The organism is Streptomyces sp. NPDC090032 (assembly GCF_044748025.1).
Lineage (GTDB): Bacteria > Actinomycetota > Actinomycetes > Streptomycetales > Streptomycetaceae > Streptomyces.
In genome coordinates, this window is sequence record NZ_JBIVFF010000011.1 from 82,225 (window position 1) to 108,320 (window position 26,096).

A 26,096-nucleotide genomic window follows, 5' to 3' on the forward strand; every position below is an offset into this window, starting at 1 on the left:
GGTGGTTACGCCCCTGCCTTGGTGACGCCGACGGTGGAGTCGGGCAGGCCTTGTTCGGGGATGTGGACGGTGTCGTCGCTCTCGTGGAATTCGAGTTGGCGGCGGCGGTTGGCGATGATGCCTTCGGGGCGGAACCGCATGAGGAGGACGAGTGCGACGCCGAAGGCGAGGAGCTGGTACTCCTTCAGGAAGCTGAGCTTCTCGGGGAGCATGTAGAGCAGGGTGGCGCCGAGGATGGGTCCGTTGACGGTGCCCATGCCGCCGAGGACGACGGCGGCGAGGAGGAACGCGGAGTTCGGGGGCACGGAGCCGGCGAACTGGTATGGGGCTGGGTTGACGCTGTAGCCGACGTGGGCGCTGACGGTGCCGGCGAGGCCGGCGAGGGAGGCGCCGAGGGCGAAGGCGATGAGCTTGACGCGGAAGCCGTTGATGCCCATGGCGGTGGCGGCGGTCTCGTCCTCGCGGATGGCGATCCAGGAGCGGCCGATGCGGGAGTCCGCGGCGCGGTTGAAGACGAGGACGACGATCGCGGTGATGAGCAGCATCAGCAGGAAGTAGTTCGCGAAGCGGCCGAGGGAGAATCCGCCGATGTCGTGGTTGCTTCCGAAGTTGAACCCGAAGATCTGGAGGTCCGGGATCATGGAGATGCCGTTGGGGCCGTTGGTGAGGTTGGGGCCGGAGGTGCCGTCGAGGTTGTTGACGGTGATGCGGAAGATCTCTCCGAAGCCCAGGGTCACGATGGCGAGGTAGTCGCCGCGCAGGCGCAGGGTGGGGGCGCCGATGAGGACGCCGAAGACCAGCGAGGCGAGCATGCCGGTGAGCATGGCGGCCCAGAAGGGGAACTGGACGCCGGAGAAGCGGGAGAACTCGGAGCCGGAGACGAGGGCGGCGGCGTAGGCGCCGACGCCGAGGAAGGCGACGTATCCGAGGTCGAGGAGTCCGGTGAGGCCGACGACGATGTTGAGGCCGAGGGCGACGGTGGCGACGACGAGGATGTTCACGCCGAGGTTGGAGTTGTGCTCGTTGTTCTCGACGAAGGGGAAGAGCGCTGCCGCGAGGAAGGCCATGGAGGTGGCGAATCCCTTGTGGCGGGCGTTGAGCTGGGCGAAGCGGTCGAAGAGTCCTGCGGTGAACAGGGACCAGGTGCCGAGGACGACCAGGAGGATGTAGCCCAGGAACGTTTCGCTCGCGTCGGGGTCGACGCCGACGCCGTAGGCGAAGATGATCAGTGCGAGGGCGGTGGCGGCGGTGATGACGAGCCGTTCGCCCCAGGCGGGGAGTTTCGCGGCCGGGGGGATGTTGTCGGGCTTGGTGACGTAGTCCTTGAAGGTGTCACCGGGCTTGGGGAGCGCGAGGGCGCCGACCAGGGCGATGGCGGAGCCGACGGCGGCGATGTAGGCGCCGGGGTCGAGGGCGACGAGGCCCTTGAGGTCGACGGCGATGGCGATGGCGCTGAACCAGCTGACGGCGAACGCGGACGCGGCGGCGAGGAGGGCGGGCTGGATGGCCGTCGCCGGGTTGAGCCAGCCGAGGCCGCGGACACCGAAGAGGGTGAGCGCGAACAGCAGTGTCAGGACGCCGGCGACGAGGTCGAGGATCTGGAGTCCGGCCGGGGAGCCGTAGTAGGTGAGGTCCCCGGGGAAGTCGGACGTGTAGGTCCAGGACATGAAGGTGCTGGCGATGGTGGCGACGGCGCCGATGGCGATGAGGGCGCGTGCGGTGGTCGCGGGGAGCGGGACGAGGCCGCGCGCGGGGGTGGTGGTGTCGGTGGTTGCCATGGTGCTCACGCCCTGTCCGCGACGCGTTCGCCGATGAGGCCTTGTGGCCTGAACAGCAGTACGAGGATGAGGAGTACGAAGGCCCAGACTGCGGACCAGCCGCCGCCACCGAGCTGCTGCATGCCGGGGATGCCGTCGATGTAGCTGGTGGCCATGGTCTCGGCGAGGCCGAGGACGAGGCCGCCGATCATGGCGCCGTAGATGTTGCCGATGCCTCCGAGGACGGCCGCGGTGAAGGCCTTGAGGCCCATCTGGAAGCCCATGTCGTACTTGACCGTGCCGTAGCGCAGGCCGTACGAGACGGCCGCGACGGCGGCGAAGAAGCCGCCGATGGCGAAGGCGATGACGATGATGCGGTTGGTGTCGATGCCCATGAGCTGCGCGGTGTCAGGGTCCTGCGCGGTGGCCTGCATGGCGCGGCCGGTGCGGGAGAGGCTGACGAACAGGGCGAGGGCCGCCATGCAGATGGGGGCGGCGATGATGACGAAGACGCTGCCGCTCTGGATGCTGACGGAGCCGATGTGGACGGGTCCGAAGGGCAGTTGGGGGAACTTGAGGTCGTTCTTGGCGTCCGGGTACCAGTTGAAGACGACCTGCTGGAGGGCGAGCGACAGACCGATGGCGGTGATGAGCGGGGCGAGGCGTGGTGCTCCGCGTAGTGGTCGGTAGGCGAAGCGTTCGGCCCCGACGGCGATGAGGACGGAGACGATTCCGCCGCCTATCAGCATCGCGGGGAGGGCTATCCACATGGATGTGCCATTGGGCAGAACGTAGAGGTAGACCGTGAGTGCGCCGAAGCCGCCGGTCATGAAGATCTCGCCATGGGCGAAGTTGATGAGCTGGACGATGCCGTACACCATCGTGTAGCCGATGGCGATCAGCCCGTACATCGAGCCGAGGAACAGCCCGTTGGCCAGCTGCTGCGGCAGGGTGTTCACCGCATGGCCTCCATGTGGTGGGGAGAGGTTGAGCAGGGCGTATGAGGCGGGCCGCGCGGTGACGGGTGGTCATGGCCGCGCGGCCCAGAGGTGGTGCTGGGGGCCTGTCCCGGTGGTTTCGACCGGGTCGGCGGTTCGGTCGGGCTGCGGCCCTCGGTGACCGAACCGCCTGGTGGCCCGGGGTGGTGCGGATCAGCCGTTGAAGGTGCCGCTCTTGACGGCCTTCCACTTGCCGTCGACGACCTGGTAGACGGTGAGCTGCTTGTTGGTGGTGTCGCCGTACTCGTCGAAGGAGACGGGTCCGGCGATGCCGTCGAACTTGGTCTTCTGGACCTCGCCGACGATCTTGGCGCGGGCGTCGGAGGGGACCTTGCCGTCCTTCACGACGTTGCCGATCGCCTTGATGATGGCGGTGGCGGCGTCGTAGGAGTAGCCGCCGTACGTGCCGTAGTCGCCCTTGAGGCCGGAGGCCTTGTACTTCTTGATGAAGTCGGCGGCGGAGGGCAGGGAGTCGACGGGCTGGCCGACCGAGGTGGCGAGGTCGCCTTCGGAGGTCTTGCCGGCGGTCTGGATGTAGGTGTCGCTGAACATGCCGTCACCGCCGAACAGCGGGACCTTGGCTCCGCCGTCCTTGAGCTGCTTGGTGAGCTTCTCGGACTCGTCGTACTGGCCGCCGTAGTAGACGAGGTCGGCCTTGGAGTTCTTGATCTTGGTGACGAGGGCGGAGAAGTCCGTGTCGCCGGTGTTGACGTGGTCCTGGCCTGTGACCTTGCCGCCGGCCTTGGTGAAGCCGGCCTTGAAGAGCTTGGCGAGGCCGGCACCGTAGGTCTGCTTGTCGTCGACCACGAACACCTTGCGCTTCTTGAGCGTGTTGTAGGCGTAGTCGGCCGCGAAGCCGCCCTGCAGGGCGTCGGTGGTGGCGGTGCGGAAGTAGGTCTTGAACGGGCGGGACTTGGAGGTCTGCCAGTTCTTGCCCTGGGTGAGCTCGGGGGCCGTGTTGGACGGAGAGATCTCGACCAGGTTGGCGGTGGCGAAGACCTGCTGCATCTGGGTGGCGACACCGGAGTTCAGCGGGCCGACGACGCCGAGGACGTCGTCGTTCTGGACGAGCTGGGTGGCGTTGGACTGGCCCTGGGCCGGGATCGCCTTGTCGTCGAGCGCCTGGACCTTGAAGGTCACGCCGGGAACGGTGTTGTTCTTGTTGGCGTCGTTCACGGCGATCTGCACGCCGCCCTGGATGCCGAGACCGGTGGCCGAGTTCTGGCCGGTGAGCGGGGCGTCGACGCCGATGATGACGGTGGTCTTCTTGCTGCTGTCGCTGCCCTTGTTGTCGTCGCGCGATCCGCAGGCGGTGAGCGTGAGTGCTCCGGTGGTGAGCACGCTGGTCATGATGAGCAAGGAACGGTGTCGCACGATCAATCCTCTCCCTGGCGCGGCTCCCGTGGTTGGGGCCGTGTGTCTCGCCGGGCCGTACTGGGGTGGTACAGGGCCGTGCAGCAGACGCGCCCGGCGGCGCGGTGACTGGCCGTGACTATAAGCGCAGGTGGCTGGGGTGGGGAGCTGAGGAGGGAAGGATGTGACGTTCTTGTTATGACGCGGTGCTCGTCGGCGGGTGTGGTGGGGGCGATTGGGGCTTCTGGATGGAGGGCTCCGGCTTTCGCATCGTGAGAACGTGCTGTTCCGCTAAGGAACTTGGGGTGATCTTGGTCCTTACGTGCGGGAGTGTGCCGCCGGTGGGGAGGGCGCCAGGTGCTCGGGGTGGCGGTGGGGTGCGTTCCGCATTGCTCTGTTGCGGCAGAGGTAACCGAGTGTTACTTCCGTGTGAGATCGATTCGCGGTCCGCGAGGCGGTTCCGAGTGCCCTCTGTGGGGCCCGCAGGTGTCGTGCAGGTAGGCGGAGAGGTCGCGGGGGTAGGCGCCGCCGAAGAGGTAGCTGTGCTGCTGCTGTGCCTGACGGTTCCGTAGGACGAGGTCGAGGTGCGGCAGGGTGAAGCCGGGCGGCAGGGCGGCGCACTCGTATACGGAGATGCGCACGGTGAGGGGTTCGGGGGCGCCGCTCTTCACTGTCAGTGGCAGCGCGGGGGTGACGTGGGTGATCAACCCGGGGAGTCCGGCACGTGCTTGACGGATGGTCACGGGATGGGTGCCGCGTACGGAGACGGTGAAGCGGAAGGTGGCGGCGCGTGGCTGGCGCGGGTCCGGCGGGCCCGTTCCCGCGTAGTGCAGGACGGTGACCTGGGAGGGCCAGGGGGTGGGAGCGGGGGCGGCCGGGGTGGTGATGAGGGTCGTGTAGGCGTAGGCGCCCGTGATGGCCGCAGCGGCGAGCAGGGCTTGCAGGGTGCGGCGCAGACGCGGTGGAAGGGCGCGCCAACGCTCATGCAGGCGGAGCGAGTTGGGGGAGCCCGCCCACAGGGTGTCGGCGTGGGCGGCGGGGGTGTGCGGGACGCCGGAGGGGGGTCCCGGCTCGACGGGTCCGATGCCGGCCATGCTCCACGCTAGTGCGGAGGGGGTGGGTCCGCCCAGATGTGTGCACTCAACTGGGCTTCGTCATCGGTCAGTTGTGCGTGAGCCGCCTGCTGGTGGAGGCCTGCGCTGCGCCGTCCGGCGAGGTGGCGTGGATGCCTCGGGGCGGGCCGGAGCCGCGTCGGCGGCGGCCGTGTGCCGCGCTGCCCGGACCCCGTCCCTTGATCGACGTCCGCACTGCCCGGCGCGGCGGTGGTGGCCGTCCGCGCCGGGAGCAGTGGCGTGAAGCTGGTGATCGTTGTGGCGCCCTGTGACGGACCGGCCCTGTGACGGACGGGAGGGCTCAGCTCTTGGGCATGTCCTTGAGGAGGCAGGTCAGGCGGGCCGAGCAGACCCGCCGGTCCTGCTCGTCGGTGATCACGATCTCGTACGTGGCCGTGGAGCGGCCGCGGTGTACGGGTGTGGCGACGCCGGTGACGAGGCCGGAGCGGGCGCCGCGGTGGTGCGTGCAGTTCAGGTCGACGCCGACGGCGATCTTGGAGCTGCCGCCGTGGAGCATCGAGCCGACGGAGCCGAGGGTCTCGGCGAGGACCGCGGAGGCGCCGCCGTGCAGGAGGCCGTAGGGCTGGGTGTTGCCCTCGACGGGCATGGTGCCGACGACGCGCTCGGCGGACGCCTCCTTGATCTGGACGCCCATGCGGGTGCCGAGGTCCCCCGCGGAGAACAGGGCGGGCAGGTCGACGCCGAGCGCCGCGTACTCGTCGATGATCTCTTGTGGGAACTTCACGCTGCTGTGCTCGCCCATGGTGCCCGGCTCCGTTCGTCGTCGGTCGGTGTTCGTGCGGTGAGGTGCTGTTCTGCCTGCTCGGCTGCCTGAGCAAACGCTCAGTCGGTCGCCGATTGTTCCAGGCGCACGACGACGGACTTGCTGGTGGGGGTGTTGCTTGTGTCGGCGGTGGACTCCAGCGGGATCAGGACGTTGGTCTCCGGGTAGTACGCGGCGGCGCAGCCCCGGGCCGTCGGGTAGTGGACGACGCGGAAGCCGGGGGCGCGGCGCTCCACACCGTCCGTCCACTCGCTGACCAAATCGACGTAGGAGCCGTCGGCGAGGCTCAGGGCCTGGGCGTCGTGGGGGCTGACGAGGACGACCCGGCGGCCGTTCCTGATGCCGCGGTAGCGGTCGTCGAGGCCGTAGATCGTGGTGTTGTACTGGTCGTGCGAGCGCAGGGTCTGCAGCAGCAGCCGGCCCTCGGGGAGGTGGGGGTACTCGACGGGCGCCGCGGTGAAGTTCGCCTTGCCGGTGGTGGTGGGGAAGCGGCGCTCGTCGCGCGGGGCGTGCGGCAGCGTGAAGCCGCCAGGGCGACCAGCAGAACCAGCCACGCGCGCGTTGAAGTCCTCGAAGCCCGGGATGACGTTCGCGATGCGGTCGCGGATCGTGGCGTAGTCCTTCTCGAACTCCTCCCAGGGCGTGCGTGACGCCTCGCCCAGGACGCGGCGGGCGAGGCGGGCCACGATCGCCGGCTCCGACAGGAGGTGCTTGCTCGCGGGCGCGAGGCGGCCACGGGAGGCGTGGACCATGCTCATGGAGTCCTCGACGGTCACGAACTGCTCGCCGCTGCCCTGGGTGTCGCGCTCGGTGCGGCCCAGGGTCGGCAGGATCAGGGCGCGCGCGCCCGTGACCGCGTGCGAGCGGTTGAGCTTCGTCGACACGTGCACCGTCAGGGCGGCGCGGCGCATCGCGGCCTCCGTGACGTCGGTGTCGGGCGATGCCGCCACGAAGTTGCCGCCCATCGCGAAGAACACCTTCGCCCGGCCGTCGCGGAGCGCCTCGATGGCCCGTACGACGTCGAAGCCGTGCCCGCGGGGCGGTGCGAAGCCGAACTCCTTCTCCAGGGCGTCCAGGAAGGCGGGCGCGGGTCGTTCGAAGACGCCCATGGTGCGGTCGCCCTGCACGTTCGAGTGGCCGCGCACCGGGCACACGCCCGCGCCGGGACGGCCGATGTTCCCGCGCAGGAGCAGGAAGTTGACCACTTCGCGGATCGTGGGCACGGAGTGCTTGTGCTGGGTGAGGCCCATCGCCCAGCACACGACGGTGCGCTCGGAGGCGAGCACCAGGGCGAGGGCCTCCTCGATCTCGGCGCGTTCCAGGCCCGTCGCCGTCAGCGTCGCGTCCCAGTCGGCGGCGCGGGCGGCCTCGGCGAACTCCGCGTAGCCGTGGGTGTGTTCCGCCACGAAGGCGTCGTCGACGGCGCCTTCGGTCTCCAGCATCAGCTTGTTCAGGAGCCGGAAGAGGGCCTGGTCGCCGCCGAGGCGGATCTGGAGGAACAGGTCGTTCAGGGCGGCACCCTTGAACATGCCCTGCGCGGTCTGCGGGTTCTTGAAGCGCTCCAGCCCGGCCTCGGGCAGCGGGTTGATCGTGATGATCTTCGCGCCGTTCGCCTTCGCCTTCTCCAGGGCGGAGAGCATGCGCGGGTGGTTCGTGCCCGGGTTCTGCCCGGCCACGATGATCAGGTCGGACTTGTAGAGGTCCTCCAGGGAGACGCTGCCCTTGCCGATGCCGATGGTCTCCGTGAGCGCGGAACCGGACGACTCGTGGCACATGTTCGAGCAGTCGGGCAGGTTGTTCGTGCCGAATTCGCGGGCGAACAACTGGTAGAGGAAAGCCGCCTCGTTGCTCGTGCGGCCCGAGGTGTAGAACACGGCCTCGTCGGGGGAGGCCAGGGCGGCCAGCTCCTCGGCGATGATGTCGAAGGCGCGCTCCCAGGACACCGGCTCGTAGCGCTCGGCGCCGTCCGCCAGATACATGGGGTGCGTGAGGCGGCCCTGCTGGCCCAGCCAGTACCCGGAGCGGGTCGCGAGGTCGGCGACGGGGTGCGCGGTGAAGAAGTCGGGTGTGACCCGGCGCAGGGTGGCTTCCTCGGCGACCGCCTTCGCGCCGTTCTCGCAGAACTCCGCCTTGTGCCGGTGCTCCGGCTCGGGCCAGGCGCAGCCGGGGCAGTCGAAGCCGTCTTTCTGATTGACACGGAGCAGGGTGAGCGCGGTGCGGCGCACTCCCATCTGCTGCTGGGCGATCTTGAGGGAATGCGCGACGGCGGGCAGCCCGGCGGCGGCCTGCTGCGGCGCCTGGACCTGCGGCGCGTCCTGGACCGGATCTCCCGTGGGCGGCTTCGTCGCCATCGTCTGTTCCCCTTCGAGGACACGTATGAGGTACGTCTGCGATCCTCGCACGCATCACTGACAGCCCTCATGGGAGTCCCGTTGCGGACCGGACTGTCAGTGGGGCGTGGCAGGATCGGGGGCGTGGCAGAGAATCCAGCGAAGAAGACCGAGAAGACGACCTCAGGCAGCCGGCCGCGGCTGATGCTCATGGACGGGCATTCGCTGGCGTACCGCGCGTTCTTCGCGCTGCCCGCGGAGAACTTCACGACCGCGACCGGACAGCCGACGAACGCGATCTACGGCTTCGCGTCGATGCTGGCGAACACGCTGCGCGACGAGGCGCCCACGCACTTCGCGGTGGCGTTCGACGTCTCGCGCAAGACGTGGCGCTCCGAGGAGTTCACCGAGTACAAGGCGAACCGCTCGAAGACCCCGGACGAGTTCAAGGGCCAGGTCGAGCTGATCGGCGAGCTCCTCGACGCGATGCACGCGCCGCGCTTCGCGGTCGACGGGTTCGAGGCGGACGACGTCATCGCGACGCTCGCCACGCAGGCCGAGGCCGCCGGGTTCGACGTCCTCGTCGTCACCGGCGACCGGGACTCCTTCCAGCTCGTCAGCGACCGCGTCACGGTGCTCTACCCGACGAAGGGCGTCTCCGAGCTGACCCGGTTCACGCCGGAGAAGGTCGAGGAGAAGTACGGACTGACGCCGGCCCAGTACCCGGACTTCGCGGCCCTGCGCGGCGACCCGTCCGACAACCTGCCGGGCATCCCCGGCGTCGGCGAGAAGACCGCGGCGAAGTGGATCAACCAGTTCGGTTCGTTCGCCGAGCTCGTCGAGCGCGCCGACGAGGTCAAGGGCAAGGCCGGGCAGAATTTCCGCGACCACATCGAAGCCGTCAAGCTCAACCGGCGCCTGACCGAGATGGTGCGTGACGTCGAGCTCCCCAAGACGGTCACCGACCTGGAGCGCGCCGCGTACGACCGCACGGCCGTCGCGATGGTCCTCGACACCCTGGAGATCCGGAACCCGTCGCTGCGCGAGCGGCTCCTCGCCGTCGACCCGGGCGCCGAGGAGGCCGAGGAGACGCCGGCCGAGCCGGGAGTCGAGGTCGACGGCTCGGTGCTGGGCGCCGGCGAGGTCGCCCCGTGGCTCGCCGAGCACGGAGACACGGCCCTCGGCCTGGCCACGGTCGACACCTGGACGCTCGGTACGGGATCCGTCACCGAGGTGGCGCTCGCCGGCGCCGGGGGAGCGGCCGCCTGGTTCGACCCCACCCAGCTCGACGAGGCCGACGAGAACGCGTTCGCGGCCTGGCTCGCCGACGCCGCGAAGCCCAAGGTCATGCACAACGCCAAGGGCATCATGCGGGTCTTCGCCGAGCACGGCTGGACCGTGGACGGCATCACCATGGACACGGCGCTCGCCGCGTACCTGGTCAAGCCCGGCCGCCGCTCCTTCGCCCTCGACGCGCTCACCCTGGAGTACCTGGGCCGCGAGCTCGCCCCGGCCGCCGCCGACGGACAGCTCGCCTTCGGTACGGAGGACGACGACCAGGCCGAGGCCGACGCGCTCATGGTGCACGCCCGCGCGATCCTCGACCTCGGCGAGGCCTTCGGCGGGAAGCTCCAGGAGGTCGGCGCGGCCGGCCTCCTCAAGGACGTCGAGCTGCCCACGTCCACGCTCCTCGCACGCATGGAGCGGCACGGCATCGCCGCCGACCGCGCCCACCTCGAAGCCATGGAGCAGATGTTCGCGGGCGCCGTCCAGCAGGCCGTGAAGGAGGCGCACGCCTCGGTGGGCCACGAGTTCAACCTGGGCTCGCCCAAGCAGCTCCAGGAAGTCTTCTTCGGCGAGCTCGACCTTCCCAAGACGAAGAAGACGAAGACCGGGTACACGACGGACGCGGACGCGCTCGCCTGGCTGGCCACCCAGACCGACCACGAACTCCCCGTGATCATGCTGCGCCACCGCGAGCAGGCCAAGCTGCGCGTCACCGTCGAGGGCCTGATCAAGACGATCGCCGCGGACGGCCGCATCCACACGACGTTCAACCAGACCGTCGCCGCCACGGGCCGCCTCTCGTCGACCGACCCGAACCTGCAGAACATCCCGGTCCGCACCGACGAGGGCCGCGCGATCCGCCGCGGCTTCGTCGTCGGTGAGGGCTTCGAGTCGCTCATGACGGCGGACTACAGCCAGATCGAGCTGCGCGTCATGGCGCACCTCTCCGAGGACGAGGGCCTCCTCGAGGCGTTCACCTCCGGCGAGGACCTGCACACCACGGTCGGCGCGCAGGTCTTCGGCGTCGAGCGGTCCGCCGTCGACGCGGAGATGCGCCGCAAGATCAAGGCGATGTCGTACGGGCTCGCCTACGGCCTGTCCGCGTTCGGCCTGTCCGGGCAGCTGAACATCGAGCCGGGCGAGGCACGGGTCCTCATGGACACCTACTTCGAGCGGTTCGGCGGCGTACGCGACTATCTGCGCCGCGTCGTCGACGAGGCGCGCGCCACGGGCTACACGGAGACGATGCTCGGCCGCCGTCGGTATCTCCCGGACCTCAGCAGCGACAACCGCCAGCGCCGTGAGATGGCCGAGCGCATGGCGCTCAACGCGCCTATCCAGGGCACGGCCGCGGACATCGTCAAGATCGCCATGCTGAACGTGGACAAGGCGCTCGAGGACGCGAAGCTCAAGTCCCGGCTGCTGCTCCAGGTCCATGACGAAATCGTCCTGGAGATCGCCCCGGGCGAGGCCGCGGCGGCGGAGGAGCTGGTCCGGCGCGAGATGGCCGGCGCCGTGCAGCTGCGGGCGCCGCTGGACGTGTCGGTGGGCGTGGGCCCGGACTGGGAATCCGCGGCGCACTAGCCTCCGGCGGGCCGGGACCAGGCGGTAGTTCGAGCAAGGGGCGGGGCCGGTGGGCTCCGCCCCTCAGCGCTTTACGAGATCACCGAACTCGGTCTGTCCCTCAACCGTGTCATGGCCGGTTACAAGGACTGGACCGAAACACACATGACCGAAGTGCTCGCCCACCGTGAGGAACACCACCGCGCGGCAGCCGAACACTGACCTGCTGTGTGAAGGCGCAGCCCGACGAACCGGGGCGTTCGGCGGCGTTCCGTGAATCTATTCCGCACAACAGGTACTGACTGCGTTCACCGTTGCTGACTCACCACTTGGTTCACCGTCGCTGTGTCACCGGGGCCGGTGCCTCCCCGCGACGGGCCGGACCCCGACGCCCCCGCACGAGAAGCGCGTACACGACCAGACCCAGCACGAGGCCCGCGCCCGCGCCGAAGCACAGCGTCGGGATGATCTCCCACGGCTTGGCGACAGCGCCCCAGTACGTCCACCAGCGCACCGTCCGTACCCCCGCGGCCACCGTCACGCACCCGCCGATCACGAGCGCCGCCACCCACCGCTCGCTCACCGAGAGCTCCGGCAGCGCGGCGCGGGCGTCCGTAGCGGCCGACGAGGGGACACGACGCACCGCCGACACCACGAAGAGCGCGATCACGACGAGCGCGAGGGCCGAACCCCCGTACTGCGCGTACCAGTAGAGGGGGGAGCCGGCGATCTTCTCGCCGAGGACCGGGAACACGCGCATGCCCCACCGGTCGAGATGCGTGAACGCGTCCCACACCACGTGCGTCGTCGCGCCCAGGGCAGCGGAGACGTACCACCACCACACCGCGGCCACCGGCCGCCGCTCCCACGCGAAAGCGCCGGACGAGAAGCGGCCGGACGGGAAGCCGCCCGGCGCAGGTCTGCCCGACGCGAAATCGCTCCGCGCCCCGCCCGTGCCCCGAGCCACCACAAGGACTCGCCCCCGCACCCGCGACGGCAGCAGCGCGATCACCGGCTCCCGCAGCAGGCGCCACAGGCCCACCAGCGCCGCCGCGATGGCCACGTCGATCGTGAAGACGCCGGGGAAGGAGTGGGTGAAGTCCCCGAACTCCATCGCCCCCGGTACCGCACTCGCCGCGAAGTACGTCACGTCGGGCGCGAACGAGCCGGCCACCAGCAGCGACGGCACGAGCGCGCCGCGCCCCGAGCCGTCGCGGCGGACGGCCGGCAGCACGGCCGCGGCATGGCTGATCGTGAACGGCAAGAGGTCCCCCTCGGACGGTTCCTGATGCGGTGCGTATGCGGTGAGTATGTGGGTGCGTGTGCGGGTTCCTATGTGGTGCCGCTCAGTATGGCCGTGGCGACCGCGGTAACGCGTACATGGCCAACCGGCAAAAATCGGGCACGAACAGGTGTCTGCGCGCCGGAAGTTGTCGTAGTGTCGCCTGGGTCACTCCACGCTGGGGAGCGCGGACGGACCCGGAAATCGGTCGGCAATCGGAGGGGCTCACGGCATGGCGGCGCTATTCGGAAAGCGGTTGCGCAGGTCCGCGATGACGACCGCTGTGGCTGCTGCCGCTGTGGCGGCACTCTCCGCGTCCCAGGCGCCCGGCGTCACCGTCACGCAGGACGGACGGCAGTCCGCCGCGGACGCGACGCCTCCGCCCGGCGACTCGGCGACGGGTGACTCCCCGTACTACACCGAACTGCCGGACCTCAACAGCCCTACCGCGCCGCCGAGTACGGGCCCGGGCGCCCCCGGCGGCACGGGTTCGGGCCAGGCCGGCATCCCCGCCACCGTCCTCGACGCGTACAAGAAGGCCGAGGCGGAGCTCGCTGCGACCAAGCCGGGCTGCAACCTCCCCTGGCAGCTCCTCGCCGCGATCGGCAAGGTCGAGTCGGGCCAGGCCCGTGGCGGCAACGTCGACGCGAACGGCACCACGCTCAAGCCGATCCTCGGCCCGGTCCTCGACGGCAACGGCTTCGCGAGGATCACCGACACGGACAACGGCGCCTACGACGGCGACACGACGCACGACCGGGCCGTCGGCCCCATGCAGTTCATCCCGTCGACCTGGGCGTGGTCCGGCCGCGACGGCAACGGCGACGGCAAGAAGGACCCCAACAACATCTACGACGCCGCCCTCGCCGCCGGCCACTACCTGTGCCGCGGCGACCGCGACCTCTCCCAGAGCGTCGGCCTGAACGCCGCGATCCTCAGCTACAACCACTCACAGGACTACCTCAACACGGTCCTGTCGTGGCTGGAGTTCTACCGCAAGGGCACCCACGAGGTCCCGGACGGCACCGGCGTCCAGCCCGGCGACCGCAGCGACGGCAGCCCCAGCCCCTCGCCCTCGCCGAGCAGTCCCGGCTCGGCCAGCCCGTCTCCGGGCGCCTCCAAGCCGCCCAAGTCGCCCAAGCCCGGCGGCTCCCCGGGCACCGGCCCGTCGAAGCCCGGCGGCGGAGGCTCCACGAGCCCCACACCGCCCACGCCCGCCGAGTCGGTCGCGCACATCGAGGACGCCGGTACGGGCAAACTCGCCGCGACCGCCGGTGACGCCTTCGCCGAACGCATCGCCGTCCGCACGGAGAACGCCGCGGGCAAGGGCGTCGGCACGATCAAGGTGAAGCTCACCGTCGTCGGCGACACGGACTCGGCCTTCAGCGGCGGCTTCAAGAGCGTCACCGTCGTCACCGACAGCACCGGCAAGGCCACCGCGCCGCCGCTGCGGGCGGGCGAGGACACCGGCGACTTCACGGTCCGCGCCACCGTCATCGACCGCGAGCTGCCCGGCCTCGACTACACGGCCACCGTCACCGCACGCCAGGCCGACACCGTCACCCGGACCGGCGACGAGGAACTGACCTGCGAGGCCGGCGGCCAGTTCGCCGCCCCGGTCCAGCTCCAGGCCACGTACAAGGGCGAGGCCGCCGACGGGGTCGCCGCCACGGCCACGCTGATCAAGTCGAAGGACGACGCGAGCGAGAACGACAAGGGCCCCTACTTCAAGGACGCGGACGGCAAGACGATCCGCACCCTCAAGGGCCTCAAGACCGACGGGGACGGCCGACTCCAGCTGCCGAGGATCTACGCGGACGACGCCACCGGCACGTTCCTGCTCCGCATCAGCACCACCGGCGGCGCGACCCTCACCATCGAGCTGAAGGTCACCGCGGCCGGTGCCACGGCGACCCCGTCCGCCTCGCCCTCGGCGCCGTAACCCCCGCACGGGACAAGCCGCACCCGGCAGTACCAGCTCCGCCCCCTCGCCGTTCACCGGCCGAGGGGGCGGAGCTGTTGTGCAACGTGTTCTCATCTCGGCCCCGCGTTGCTACGGTGCCCCAGCCCTGACGACCTATCAGATCTCAGATCCGGTGCTCCGCCGGGAGGCTGCATGCGTGCCCTGATCGCCGCCGCGACCGGTCTTGCCGTGGCGCTCGCCCTCGTCATCACGATCTCGGCGATCGGCTCCCCGCCCGGCGAGACCTCGCCCAAACCGCTCCTGACCACCGTCCCCAAGCACCCCTGACCCGCCGAGGAGGCCGCCGCGATGCGCCGCAAGGCCAGCCTGATCCTGCTCGCCCTCGCCGTGTTCTGCACGGCGATGTCCCCGCTGATGCGCTGGTACGCGTTCCCGCGCCTCGCGAAGATCCCGGCCGGCCAGTACCAGAACGCCGTCCTGGAGGCGAAGAACCCGACCCTCCTCGACTACGGCTCGATGCAGGCGAAGAAGGTCCCCAAGGTCACGATCGTCCAGACGCTCAAGGGCAACGTGGAGGCCTCCGAAGAGGTCGAGAAGAGCGCGGGCCGCGACGTCGTCGTCTGGGACTCCCTCTCCTACGTCGTCGGACCCGACGGCAAGATGGTCTCGCAGGTCCCCGAGCGCTACGTCTTCGACGCCCACAGCCAGGCACCCGTCCACCCCACGGGCAAGTACGCCGAGACCGTCGACGGCGACAAGGTCAGGCGGGACGGCATCGAGTTCAAGTGGCCCTTCCTCACCGAGAAGCGGGACTACGAGTACTACGACGCCCAGGCCCGCATCACCCGGCCCATCCACTACAAGGGGACCCAGACGTTCCGCGGCGTGAAGGTCTACTACTTCGAGCAGACCATCCCGTGGACGAAGGTTCCCCTCCCCAAGACGATGCCGGTCAAGGGCATCACACCGGAGTCCGTCGCCAAGACCGGCACCACCCGCTGGTACAGCACGGTGCGCAAGTTCTGGGTCGAGCCCGTCACCGGCGCCCCCGTCTACGGCGAGGAGATCCAGAACAACGAACTGCGCGGCGGCACGCTCCTGGGCGGCCGCGACAAGGTGACGGTCTTCGCCGGGCACGTGAAGATGCGCGAGGACTACATCAGGTCGACGGTCGACCTCGTCAAGTCCAACCGCGTCCTGGTCGTCCTGCTCACCTCGTACCTGCCCTGGGGCTTCCTCGTCCTCGGCCTGCTCCTGCTCGCGCTCTCCCTGTGGCTGGAGGCCCGCAGCCGCCGCCCCGGTGAGCCCGAGGCGGCCCCGGAGCACGAGCCGGAACCTGTCAGCGTCTGAGCGGGAACCCGTCAGCGCCTGAGCCGCGCGTGTGTGCGTCAGCGTCTGAGCCGTGCGCTCGTGTGCGTCAGCGCTTGAGTCGCGCGCTCGTGTGCCGCGTGGCGACCGCGCCCGCCGGATCCTCCGGCCACGGATGCTTCGGGTACCGGCCGCGCAGCTCGGCCCGCACCGCCCGGTACCCCTCACGCCAGAAGGAGGCCAGATCCGCGGTCACGGCCGCCGGGCGCCCCGCGGGGGACAGCAGATGCACCAGGACCGGCACACCGGCCACGCGCGGCGACTCGTGCAGCCCGAACATCTCCTGCAACTTCACGGCCAGGACGGGCTGTTCGGGGTTCGCGTAGTCGATCCGGATCCTGGACCCGCTGGGCACCTCAAGACGCTCCGGCGCCAGCTCGTCGAGGCGGGCCGCGTCACCGCTCGCCCAGGGGAGCAGCCGCCGCAGCGCCTGGCCGGCGTCGATCCGGCCCAGGTCGGACCGGCGCCGCGCCTTGCCGAGCTCCGGCTCCAGCCACTCGTCCACGCGTGCGTGCAGCGCGTCGTCGGAGACGTCGGGCCAGGGCGCGCCGAGCGTCCGGTGCAGGAACGCCAGCCGCTCCCGCAGCTCCCCGGCATCCCGGGACCACCGCAGCAGAGAGAACCCCTCCCGCCGCAGCCCCTCCTTCAGCGCCTCCCGTATGAGAGCGGGTGCGGCCTCTTTCAGCGGCCGTACGGCGAGCTCCACCGCGCCCAGACGGTCGACATGTCGCGCCACCAACTCCCCTTCGGCCCACGCCACTTCGTCCCCCTCGCTGCGCAGCGGCGCCGCGGCCCGCAACGCGACCTCCTCGTCCACGACGGCGGCGAGCCGCACGCGCGCGTGCCCGGCGCCCACGGGCCGGTCGGCGACCGCGACGGCGATCCACGGCGCACCCCGCAGCCGGGACCCGTCCGAGAGCGCTGCCCGCGTCCCGGACACCATCAGGTACTCGCCGTCGCGTCCACGCCCCACCCGCTCGGGAAAGGCGAGGGCGGCGACGATGCCGGCGACCCGGTCCTCGGACAGGTCCCCGGGCCCGGCCTCACGCGCCGGAGTCTGTCCGCCGCCTCCGCCGGAACCCGCTCCGGCCGCCCCCGTCAGCCGCCGTACCTCCGTCTTCCAGCGCGAGGCGTACGCGTCGGCGCCCCGGCGCGCTGCGCGCCATGCGGCGGCCAGGTCGTCGCCGTAGTCGCGGGGCGGCTCCTCGCTCAGGAGGGCGACCACCTCGGCCGCGCGGCGTGCGCCCACCAGCGGGGTCGCGTCCAGGAGGGAGCGGGCCAGGCGCGGATGCAGGCCGAGGCCCGCGAGGCGCGCGCCGCGCTCGGTGACCCGGCCCGAGTCCGTCTCGACCGCTCCGATCGCCGTCAGGACGGACCGGGCCGCCGCCATCGCCCCGGCAGGCGGAGCATCCAGGAGCGCGAGGCCCGAGGCGTCCGGATCGCCCCAGCACGCCGCCTGCAACGCGAACGCCGTCAGGTCCGCCACCTTGATCTCCGGTGCGGGGAACCGCGGCAGCCGCACGTCCTCCGCCTCCGTCCAGCACCGGTACACCACCCCGGGAGCCTCACGCCCGGCACGCCCCGCCCGCTGCCGCCCCGCCGCCTGCGAGGCCCGTACGGTCGTCAGGGCGCTCAGCCCGCGCGCGTGGTCCACCCGCGGCTCCCGCGCGAGCCCCGAGTCCACGACGACCCGCACCCCCGGCACCGTCAGCGACGACTCGGCCACGGACGTCGCGAGCACCACCCGGCGCCGCACACCGGCCGAGAGCACCGCGTCCTGCACCGCGGCCGGTGCCCGCCCGTGCACCTGAAGCACGTCCACGTCGGCCGGCCCGCCCAACTGCCCGGCCACGCGCGCGATCTCACCGACCCCCGGCAGGAAACACAGCACATCGCCGTCCCGCTCACGCAGCGCGCGCCGCACCACCGACGCCACATGAGTGAGCAACGCCGGATCCACCCGCATCCCGTGCGGCGGCCGCACCGGACGCGCGGGCGGCGCCCACACCGTCTCCACGGGATACGAGATTCCCTCGGCCTCGACGACGGGCGCCCCGCCGAGCAGCCGTGCCCACCCCTGCGCGTCCGTCGTCGCCGACGCCGCCACCAGCCGCAGCTCGGGCCGCAGTGCCTCGCGCACGTCGCACAGGAACGCGGCGACCGTGTCCGCGTCCAGATGCCGCTCGTGGACCTCGTCGAGCATCACGACGTCCACGCCCGCCAGCTCCTGGTCGCGTTGGAGCCGCTGCAGGAGCACGCCCGTCGTGACGACCTCCACGCGCGCGTGGCGCCCCATCACCCGCTCGCCGCGCACCGTGTAGCCGACGCTCTCGCCGGCCTTCTCGCCGAGCAGCCACGCCATGCGCCGCGCCGCTGCCCGCGCGGCGATGCGCCGTGGCTCGGCGACGACGACACGCCGCGCCGGCCCGTCACCGACGAGCCCGGCGAGCACCAGCGGCACCAACGTCGTCTTGCCGGTCCCCGGCGGCGCCACGAGAACGGCACTGCCCGGCGCCGCGGGCCCGTCGAGGGCATCGCGCAGGCCGGGCAGCGCACTGCGTACAGGCAGGTCCAGAGCGTCGTTACGGATCACGTGCTCAGTCTCCCCCCGGCCGAAGGCCCGGGGACCCAGGCCACAGGAGACTCCGTCCGGCCTCGCTCGCGGACGAAGGCCTAGCTTCGCTCGCAGACGAAGATCGCCGTTCCCGGGATCAGGTTTCCGCGCAGCGGGGACCAGCCGCCCCACTCCTGCGTGTTCCACGCCGGCCACTGCGGCTCCACGAGGTCCACCAGACGGAACCCGCCGGCCACGATGTCGCGCACCCGGTCACCGACCGTCCGATGGTGCTCCACATATACGGCGCGCCCCTCGTCGTCCTGCTCCACATAAGGGGTGCGGTCGAAGTAGGAGGACGCCACGGACAGGCCCTCCGGACCCGGCTCGTCCGGGAACGCCCATCGGATCGGATGCGTCACCGAGAACACGAACCGGCCGCCGGGCCGCAGGACCCGGTGGACATCGCGGAGCACCCGCACCGGATCGGCGACAAAGGGGAGTGCGCCGTACGCCGAGCAGGCCAGGTCGAACGAGCCGTCAGCGAACGGCAGCGCGCCCGCGTCCGCCTCCACCAGCGGCACCGCGCCGCCGTCGATGCGCAGGGCGTGCTGGAGCTGCCGGTGGGAGAGGTCGAGCGCGACGGGGTGCGCGCCCTGCGCGGCGAGCCAGCGCGAGCACTGCGCCGCGCCCGCGCCGATCTCCAGAATCACCTTGTCCTTGAGGTCCTCCGGCGGGCCGAGCAGCTCGGCCTCCACCTCGTCGAGACCCTCGGGGCCCCACACGAAACGGTCGTCCCCGAGGAACGTGCCGTGTTCGACCTGATACTCGTCCGCGTTCTTGTCCCACCAGCCACGATTGGCACGGGAACTCTCCGTGACGTCGGCCTCGCGCCGGGTGGCTTCGGGCTCGAACGGTTCGGGCTCTTGGATGATGGGCTCCCTAGTCGTACTCTTCCGTTCAACCCGTCGCGGCACAGTGCCGAGCGGCCCATGTGGCCTCGTGCGACAGGTTTTGTGCCGGGTATGCGAATTTCGCCCCGGGTGTGCGCCTTCGCGCATTGACCCTGTCCGGCTGCCCCCGTATGCTACAAGTTGCGCTGCGAGCCTGCGCTCCTCAGACATAGCAGGCTGCGCTCGCATCTGTATGTATGTCCCCTCGGTAATCGAGGCGCCCCCCTCTGGGAGTGGCGCTTCCTGAGCTGTCCGGCTTCTGCAGTGCGATCACGGGCTCCCGGCGTAGCAGTACCTACGACTTCAATGTCCGTACCGGAGCCCTTACCCACATGACGAGCAGCACCGAGACCACCGCCACCACCCCGCAGGTAGCGGTCAACGACATCGGTAACGAGGAAGCCTTCCTCGCCGCGATCGACGAGACGATCAAGTACTTCAACGACGGCGACATCGTCGACGGCGTCATCGTGAAGGTCGACCGGGACGAGGTCCTGCTCGACATCGGTTACAAGACCGAAGGCGTGATCCCGAGCCGCGAGCTCTCGATCAAGCACGATGTCGACCCGAACGAGGTCGTCAAGGTCGGCGACGAGATCGAGGCCCTGGTTCTCCAGAAGGAGGACAAGGAAGGCCGTCTGATCCTGTCCAAGAAGCGCGCTCAGTACGAGCGTGCCTGGGGCACGATCGAGAAGATCAAGGAAGAAGACGGCATCGTCACCGGTACCGTCATCGAGGTCGTCAAGGGTGGTCTCATCCTCGACATCGGCCTCCGTGGCTTCCTGCCGGCTTCCCTCGTCGAGATGCGCCGCGTCCGCGACCTCCAGCCCTACGTGGGCAAGGAGCTCGAGGCCAAGATCATCGAGCTGGACAAGAACCGCAACAACGTGGTTCTGTCCCGCCGTGCCTGGCTCGAGCAGACCCAGTCCGAGGTTCGCCAGACGTTCCTCACGACCCTCCAGAAGGGTCAGGTCCGCTCCGGCGTCGTTTCCTCGATCGTCAACTTCGGTGCCTTCGTGGACCTGGGTGGCGTCGACGGTCTCGTGCACGTCTCCGAGCTGTCCTGGAAGCACATCGACCACCCGTCCGAGGTTGTCGAGGTCGGCCAGGAAGTCACCGTCGAGGTCCTCGACGTGGACATGGACCGCGAGCGTGTCTCCCTGTCGCTGAAGGCGACGCAGGAAGACCCGTGGCAGCAGTTCGCCCGTACGCACCAGATCGGCCAGGTCGTCCCCGGCAAGGTCACGAAGCTGGTTCCGTTCGGTGCGTTCGTCCGCGTGGACGAGGGCATCGAGGGTCTGGTCCACATCTCCGAGCTGGCCGAGCGCCACGTGGAGATCCCGGAGCAGGTCGTCCAGGTCAACGACGAGATCTTCGTCAAGGTCATCGACATCGACCTCGAGCGTCGCCGCATCAGCCTCTCGCTGAAGCAGGCCAACGAGGCCTTCGGTGCCGACCCGTCGACGGTCGAGTTCGACCCGACCCTGTACGGCATGGCCGCGTCTTACGACGACCAGGGCAACTACATCTACCCCGAGGGCTTCGACCCCGAGACCAACGACTGGCTCGAGGGCTTCGAGACCCAGCGCGAGGCTTGGGAGGGTCAGTACGCCGAGGCGCAGCAGCGCTTCGAGCAGCACCAGGCCCAGGTCATCAAGTCCCGCGAGGCCGACGCCCAGGCCGAGGCCGAGGGTGCTGCCGCTCCGGCCGGCGCCCCGGCTGCGTCCGGCGGTGGCGGTTCGTACTCCTCGGAGTCGGACGACACCTCCGGCGCTCTCGCTTCGGACGAGGCGCTGGCTGCTCTCCGCGAGAAGCTCGCGGGTGGTCAGAGCTGACCTGAACCCTCGGGTTCCGGTAAGTAGTTGAGCGGGCCCGCACCCATTGGGTGCGGGCCCGCTTCTCTGTGTCCGCCGACGTTTCCTACGGAGTGACCGGTACGTTCGTCAGGCCCTTGCCGCCCGTGACCGTGTTGCTGCCGTAGACCGTTGTCCCGCAGCTTCCGCCGGCGTTCGTCACGTTGATCGCCAGCTGCTTGTCGCCCGTGGCGCCGCGCAGGTCCGACGTGTTGGAGCGGAAGACGGTGCCGCAGCCCCAGCCGGACTGCTGGGTGTGGGTCTCGTAGCCGTCGTTCGTCGTGGCGCTGCCCTTGTTGTTCTCGACCAGGACGTCGTTGCCCTTCACATCGACCCATGAGTCGTCGAAGTTGGCCCCGGTCAGGCCACTGCCGTCGAAGGTGTTGCCGACGATCCGCGCGCCCGTAGTGCCCTCCTTGATGTCGACGTTCTCGCCGCCGACGTCCGGGCCGATCGTGTTGCCGGTGATCTGGATGCGGTCGCTCTTGTCGGAGGTGCCGCCGGCCGTGCCGACGTACACGCCCTCGCCCATGCCGCGGCCGTCGTTGCCGGTGTCGTAGATCCGCGAGTTCCTGATCGTCCCGTCCGTGCTGGAGTTGCGGAAGTGGACGCCCTCCATGTCGAGCCCGTGGACGGTGACCGTGTCGACGGCGACGCCCTTCGCCGAGTCGATCATGATGCCCTTCTGGCCGCCGGTGACGGTGATGCCCTGCACCGTCCAGTACGAGGCGCCGTCCAGATGCAGGCCGTAGCCACCGCCCGCCGTGAGAACCGCCTTCGCGGAGCCGGTCAGGGTGATGCGCGAGCCCGAACTCGCGGCGGTCGACGTCTTGAAGTTGCCCGTGTACGTGCCGTCGGCGAGATGGATCGTGTCGCCCGGGGCGGCCGCCGTGAGCGCCGACTTGAGCTGGGACGCGGTGGAGACCTCGATGACCTGGGCGGCTCCGGTGGCGGGCATCGCGAGGGCCGTGGCGGCGCCGGCGACGAGCACGGAGGCGGTGAGAGTCGTCAGAGCGGGCAGGAACGCGGAACGGATGCGCATGTGGGGGTGCCTTCCCGTCGGTTCGTGCAAAGAGTGTTCTTGTACGTGAACATCGGGTGCACATATGAACGTAAGGGCGCGGCGTGGCGGCGTCAAGGTCTGGACCAGGAGGCGTGTGCGCGGAGGGAAACGTGGCGGATACACGAGTAACTCCAGTGCCGTAACAGGCCGTTGCCAGGATCCCCGGATCATTGAAGATCGTGAGGAGAGCCGTCAGCATGGCAGTACAGCAGCGACCGGAGACGGGCACGAGCCGCCGGGCCTTCCTGCGCAACGTCGGGGTGACCGGCGGCGCGGGCGCGATGTTCGCCACCATGGGCGCCCTCGGGCTCGCCCCCACCGCCCAGGCCGCCTCCCGCGAACAGGCCTACAGCGCACCGAAGTCGGGCGACTTCACGCTCACCGGGCGCGGCGCCGCCAAGGTCGTCGTCGTGGGCGGCGGCATCGCCGGACTCGCGACGGCGTACGAACTCGGCAAGGCGGGCTACGACTGTACGGTCCTGGAGGCCAGAGACCGCACCGGTGGCCGCAACTTCACCGTGCGCGGCGGCGACAGCACCGTCGACCTGTACGGCACCCGACAGACCGCGCGCTTCTCCCAGGGCCAGTACCTCAACGCGGGGCCCGCGCGGCTGCCGCAGTGGATGGTCACCCTCGACTACTGCCGCGAACTCGGCGTCCCCCTAGAGGTGTTCACGAATACGAACGCCGACGCGTACCTCTACAACGAGTCCGCCGGCATGACCGCGCCCGTGCGCTACCGCACCGCCAAGGCGGATGTGTACGGCTACGTATCGGAGTTGTTGGCCAAGGCCACGAACAAGGGCGCCCTCGACAAGGAACTCACCGTGTCCGACCAGGATCGCCTCATGGAGTTCCTCAAGGACTTCGGGGACCTCGGCGACAAGCTCACCTACGAGGGTGGGGAGCGCCGCGGCTACACCACGGTCCCTGCCGCCACCGGGACGCCCGGGGTGCTGCTCGGCGACGTGCCCTCCGCGTCGGACGTGTTCGCCAGCGGCGTCGGGCGTTACTTCTCCTTCGAGTTCGGCTTCGACCAGGCCATGCTGATGTTCCAGCCCGTGGGCGGCATGGACCGGATACCCAAGGCCCTGACGCGGGCGATCGGCGCGCACAAGGTGCGTACGGGCGCTGTCGTCAGCAGGATCACGCAGACGGCCGGTGGGGTCACCGTCACGTACACGCAGGGCGGCAGGACCCGGGCCGTCGAGGCCGACTACTGCGTCGGCGCACTGCCGCCCAACATCCTCGCCAAGATCCCGCACAACCTCGGCTCCGGGGTGCAGTCCGCCCTGGAGGCCATCACTCCGCAGTCCGCCGGCAAGATCGGCCTGGAGTACCGGTCCCGCTGGTGGGAGCGCGACCACAAGATCTACGGCGGCATCACCGAGACCGACCTCGACGTCACGCACATCTGGCACCCGTCCTACGGCTTCCACGGCGAGCGCGGCGTACTCGTCGGCTACTACAACTACGACGGTGACGCCGACGCGTACGCGAAGCTCACACCGGGCGACCGGGAGAAGCGCGCCGTGGCCGCCGGCGTGAAGATCTACGGCGAGAAGTACCGCACCGAACTCGCCTCCTCCTTCTCGCACCACTGGCGCCAGACCCCGCACCTCGAAGCCGCCTGGCACGACACCCCCGGCGGTCCGGACGACCCCCGCTACAAGCCCCTCAACGAGCCCACGGGCCGTGTCTACTTCGCGGGGGACTGGCTCAGTTACACCGACGCCTGGCAGCACGGAGCGTTCACCTCCGCGCGCCGGGCCGTCACCAAGCTCCACGCGCGCGTGCTGTCCGCCTGAGGCGAACGGCAGGTAAGAGCCCGCTGTGAAGGGGCGCGGGAGGGAATGCCCGCGCTCCGCCGCACGTTCTTGACAGAGAACACGAGGAGGAGCGGTCACAGTGCTTGATCCGCAGGGTTTGTACGCATGGGAGCCGAAGGGTCTGGCCGTGGTGGACATGGCGCTCGCCCAGGAGTCGGCCGGACTGGTCATGCTCTACCACTTCGACGGATACATCGACGCGGGTGAGACCGGCGACCAGATCGTGGACCGGGTGCTCGACTCGCTGCCCCACCAGGTCGTGGCGCGGTTCGACCACGACCGGCTCGTCGACTACCGGGCCCGTCGCCCGCTGCTCACCTTCCGGCGCGACCGCTGGACGGACTACGACGTGCCCGCCCTTGAGGTGCGGCTCGTCCAGGACGCCACCGGTGCGCCCTTCCTGCTGCTCTCCGGCCCCGAGCCGGACGTCGAGTGGGAGCGTTTCGCCGCCGCCGTGAAGGAGATCGTCGAGCGGCTCGGGGTGCGCCTCGCGGTCAACTTCCACGGGATCCCCATGGGTGTCCCGCACACGCGGCCCGTCGGCCTCACGCCGCACGGCAACAGGACCGAGCTCGTCCCCGGCCACCGCAGCCCCTTCGACGAGGCGCAGGTCCCGGGCAGCGCGGAGTCCCTCGTCGAGTACCGCCTCATGGAGGCCGGGCACGACGTGCTCGGTGTCGCCGCGCACGTGCCGCACTACATCGCCCGCTCGTCCTACCCCGACGCCGCGCTGACCGTCCTCGAAGCCATCACGGCGGCGACCGGTCTGGTGCTGCCCTCGGTGGCGCACGGGCTGCGCACGGAGGCGTACCGCACGCAGACCGAGATCGACCGTCAGATCCAGGAGGGCGACGAGGAACTCGTCTCGCTCGTCCAGGGACTTGAGCACCAGTACGACGCGGCGGCGGGTGCCGACAGCCGCGGGAACATGCTGGCCGAACCGACCGACATCCCGTCCGCCGACGAGATCGGCCTCGAGTTCGAGAAGTTCCTCGCGGAACGCGAGGGCGACGCGTAGGGGCTGGAGGCCAGGGGCCGTAGGGCTGTGGTCAGCGGTGGGGGCCTCGCCTAAGCTGCCCGCATGCTGAAGGTGGGTCTGACCGGCGGAATCGGTGCCGGCAAGAGCGAGGTGTCCCGGCTGCTCGTGGCGCACGGGGCCGTACTGATCGACGCGGACCGGATCGCACGGGAGGTCGTGGAGCCCGGAACTCCCGGACTCGCCGCGGTCGTCGAGGCGTTCGGGAGCGGCGTGCTCGCCCCGGACGGCACCCTCGACCGGCCCGCGCTCGGCGCGATCGTGTTCGCCGACGCGGACCGGCTCGCCGTCCTCAACTCGATCGTGCACCCGCTCGTCGGCGCCCGCTCGGCCGAACTCGAAGCCGCCGCCACCGGTGACTCCGTCGTCGTGCACGACGTGCCGCTGCTCGCCGAGAACGGCCTCGCGCCGCTGTACGACCTCGTGGTCGTCGTCGACGCGAGCCCCGAGACCCAGCTCGACCGCCTCGTGCGCCTGCGCGGCATGAGCGAGGAGGACGCCCGCGCCCGCATGGCCGCGCAGGCCACCCGCGAAAAGCGCCTGGAGATCGCCGACATCGTGATCGACAACGACGTACCGCTCGACGAGCTGCACCGGCGGGTCGACGCCGTCTGGGCGGACCTCGCGCAGCGGGCGTCCGCGGCCTAGAAGGGGGACGGGCGTGGTCGTACTGGCGGCGTTCATGCTCCTCGGCGGCCTGGTCGCGCTTCTCGCCGGGGCGTACGGGCTGCGGCGGACCCGGCGGATCAGCGAGGCCGGACGCGTCACCCAGGCGCTCGTGAAACCCCCGCAAGCGGGTTCCGAGCGGCCGCTGCTGCAGTTCGAGACGCACGACGGCCGTGTGGTCGAAGTGGTGTCACCGGCGCCCCCCACCCGACGGCTTCCGCTGCCGACGGGCGCCCTGGTCGGTATCGCGTACGACGTCGACGACCCGCGCGAGACCGTGCTCATCGGCGGCGAGCGGCCCGGCCTCGACTGGGGGTTCGTGGGCGCGGGCGCGGCGCTGGTCGTGCTCGGCGCGGTACTCGCGGTGACCTGGAGCTGAGTCTT

19 protein-coding genes are annotated in these 26,096 nt (G+C 70.3%); 9 read left to right on the forward strand and 10 right to left on the reverse strand.

The features are described 5' to 3' along the window. Nucleotides 1-5: 5 nt before the first annotated feature. The 6 genes from ACIPWY_RS26605 to ACIPWY_RS26630 all read right to left on the reverse strand — a co-directional run bounded on the left by ACIPWY_RS26605 (nt 6) and on the right by ACIPWY_RS26630 (nt 8,355). Nucleotides 6-1,778, reverse strand: a complete 1,773-nt coding sequence (locus tag ACIPWY_RS26605) for an ABC transporter permease subunit (protein ID WP_362905591.1) — start codon at nt 1,776-1,778, stop codon at nt 6-8. Between the two features lie 5 nt (nt 1,779-1,783). Further along, complete coding sequence (locus ACIPWY_RS26610; RefSeq protein ID WP_362905593.1) at nt 1,784-2,716, reverse strand: branched-chain amino acid ABC transporter permease; 933 nt, start codon at nt 2,714-2,716, stop codon at nt 1,784-1,786. A gap of 192 nt (nt 2,717-2,908) precedes the next feature. Then, a complete protein-coding gene (locus ACIPWY_RS26615) occupies nt 2,909-4,105 on the reverse strand; it encodes a branched-chain amino acid ABC transporter substrate-binding protein (protein WP_393705584.1) in 1,197 nt (398 codons plus the stop codon). A 422-nt stretch (nt 4,106-4,527) separates the two neighbouring features. Beyond that, nucleotides 4,528-5,202 carry a hypothetical protein gene (locus ACIPWY_RS26620; RefSeq protein WP_393705585.1) on the reverse strand — a complete coding sequence of 225 codons (675 nt, stop codon included), beginning with the start codon at nt 5,200-5,202 and terminating at the stop codon, nt 4,528-4,530. A gap of 319 nt (nt 5,203-5,521) precedes the next feature. After that, nucleotides 5,522-5,983 carry a PaaI family thioesterase gene (locus ACIPWY_RS26625; protein WP_383885965.1) on the reverse strand — a complete coding sequence of 154 codons (462 nt, stop codon included), beginning with the start codon at nt 5,981-5,983 and terminating at the stop codon, nt 5,522-5,524. An 80-nt stretch (nt 5,984-6,063) separates the two neighbouring features. After that, a complete protein-coding gene (locus tag ACIPWY_RS26630) occupies nt 6,064-8,355 on the reverse strand; it encodes an FdhF/YdeP family oxidoreductase (RefSeq protein ID WP_362905601.1) in 2,292 nt (763 codons plus the stop codon). A gap of 123 nt (nt 8,356-8,478) precedes the next feature. Here ACIPWY_RS26630 and polA point away from each other — a divergent pair, with 123 nt between their 5' ends. Further along, nucleotides 8,479-11,205 (forward strand): DNA polymerase I, encoded by a 2,727-nt coding sequence (polA, locus tag ACIPWY_RS26635; RefSeq protein ID WP_393705586.1) that lies wholly within the window; start codon nt 8,479-8,481, stop codon nt 11,203-11,205. Between the two features lie 313 nt (nt 11,206-11,518). Here the strand turns inward: polA and ACIPWY_RS26640 are convergent, their stop codons facing one another. Continuing rightward, entirely contained in the window at nt 11,519-12,448 is a 930-nt protein-coding gene (locus tag ACIPWY_RS26640) for a DUF4184 family protein (protein WP_362905605.1), read from the reverse strand. Nucleotides 12,449-12,698: 250 nt separating this feature from the next. Between ACIPWY_RS26640 and ACIPWY_RS26645 the strand changes: the two genes are divergently transcribed. From ACIPWY_RS26645 to ACIPWY_RS26655, 3 genes are all read left to right on the forward strand, one after another. Next, entirely contained in the window at nt 12,699-14,408 is a 1,710-nt protein-coding gene (locus tag ACIPWY_RS26645) for a lytic transglycosylase domain-containing protein (RefSeq protein WP_393705587.1), read from the forward strand. 174 nt (nt 14,409-14,582) lie between these two features. After that, a complete protein-coding gene (locus ACIPWY_RS26650; protein WP_107489191.1) occupies nt 14,583-14,717 on the forward strand; it encodes an SPW_0924 family protein in 135 nt (44 codons plus the stop codon). A 21-nt stretch (nt 14,718-14,738) separates the two neighbouring features. Then, a complete protein-coding gene (locus ACIPWY_RS26655) occupies nt 14,739-15,740 on the forward strand; it encodes a DUF3068 domain-containing protein (protein WP_362905609.1) in 1,002 nt (333 codons plus the stop codon). Between the two features lie 67 nt (nt 15,741-15,807). Here ACIPWY_RS26655 and hrpB read toward each other — a convergent pair whose 3' ends face one another. Further along, on the reverse strand, nt 15,808-18,351 hold the full coding sequence (gene hrpB / locus ACIPWY_RS26660; RefSeq protein WP_393705588.1) for an ATP-dependent helicase HrpB: 2,544 nt from the start codon (nt 18,349-18,351) through the stop codon (nt 15,808-15,810). Nucleotides 18,352-18,431: 80 nt separating this feature from the next. After that, nucleotides 18,432-19,289: a class I SAM-dependent methyltransferase gene (locus tag ACIPWY_RS26665; protein WP_401535357.1), complete on the reverse strand. Its 858-nt coding sequence runs from the start codon at nt 19,287-19,289 to the stop codon at nt 18,432-18,434. Nucleotides 19,290-19,597: 308 nt separating this feature from the next. Between ACIPWY_RS26665 and rpsA the strand changes: the two genes are divergently transcribed. Then, nucleotides 19,598-21,100 carry a 30S ribosomal protein S1 gene (gene rpsA, locus ACIPWY_RS26670; RefSeq protein WP_362905614.1) on the forward strand — a complete coding sequence of 501 codons (1,503 nt, stop codon included), beginning with the start codon at nt 19,598-19,600 and terminating at the stop codon, nt 21,098-21,100. Between the two features lie 85 nt (nt 21,101-21,185). Here the strand turns inward: rpsA and ACIPWY_RS26675 are convergent, their stop codons facing one another. Then, on the reverse strand, nt 21,186-22,160 hold the full coding sequence (locus ACIPWY_RS26675; protein WP_393705873.1) for a right-handed parallel beta-helix repeat-containing protein: 975 nt from the start codon (nt 22,158-22,160) through the stop codon (nt 21,186-21,188). A 218-nt stretch (nt 22,161-22,378) separates the two neighbouring features. Between ACIPWY_RS26675 and ACIPWY_RS26680 the strand changes: the two genes are divergently transcribed. The 4 genes from ACIPWY_RS26680 to ACIPWY_RS26695 all read left to right on the forward strand — a co-directional run bounded on the left by ACIPWY_RS26680 (nt 22,379) and on the right by ACIPWY_RS26695 (nt 26,091). Next, a complete protein-coding gene (locus ACIPWY_RS26680) occupies nt 22,379-23,989 on the forward strand; it encodes a flavin monoamine oxidase family protein (protein WP_393705872.1) in 1,611 nt (536 codons plus the stop codon). A gap of 100 nt (nt 23,990-24,089) precedes the next feature. Continuing rightward, nucleotides 24,090-25,028, forward strand: coding sequence for a PAC2 family protein (locus tag ACIPWY_RS26685; protein WP_362905620.1), 939 nt, complete (start codon nt 24,090-24,092; stop codon nt 25,026-25,028). 63 nt (nt 25,029-25,091) lie between these two features. Beyond that, on the forward strand, nt 25,092-25,694 hold the full coding sequence (gene coaE, locus ACIPWY_RS26690; protein WP_393705871.1) for a dephospho-CoA kinase: 603 nt from the start codon (nt 25,092-25,094) through the stop codon (nt 25,692-25,694). A 13-nt stretch (nt 25,695-25,707) separates the two neighbouring features. Continuing rightward, nucleotides 25,708-26,091: a DUF3592 domain-containing protein gene (locus ACIPWY_RS26695; RefSeq protein ID WP_362905624.1), complete on the forward strand. Its 384-nt coding sequence runs from the start codon at nt 25,708-25,710 to the stop codon at nt 26,089-26,091. The last annotated feature ends 5 nt before the right edge of the window (nt 26,092-26,096 follow it).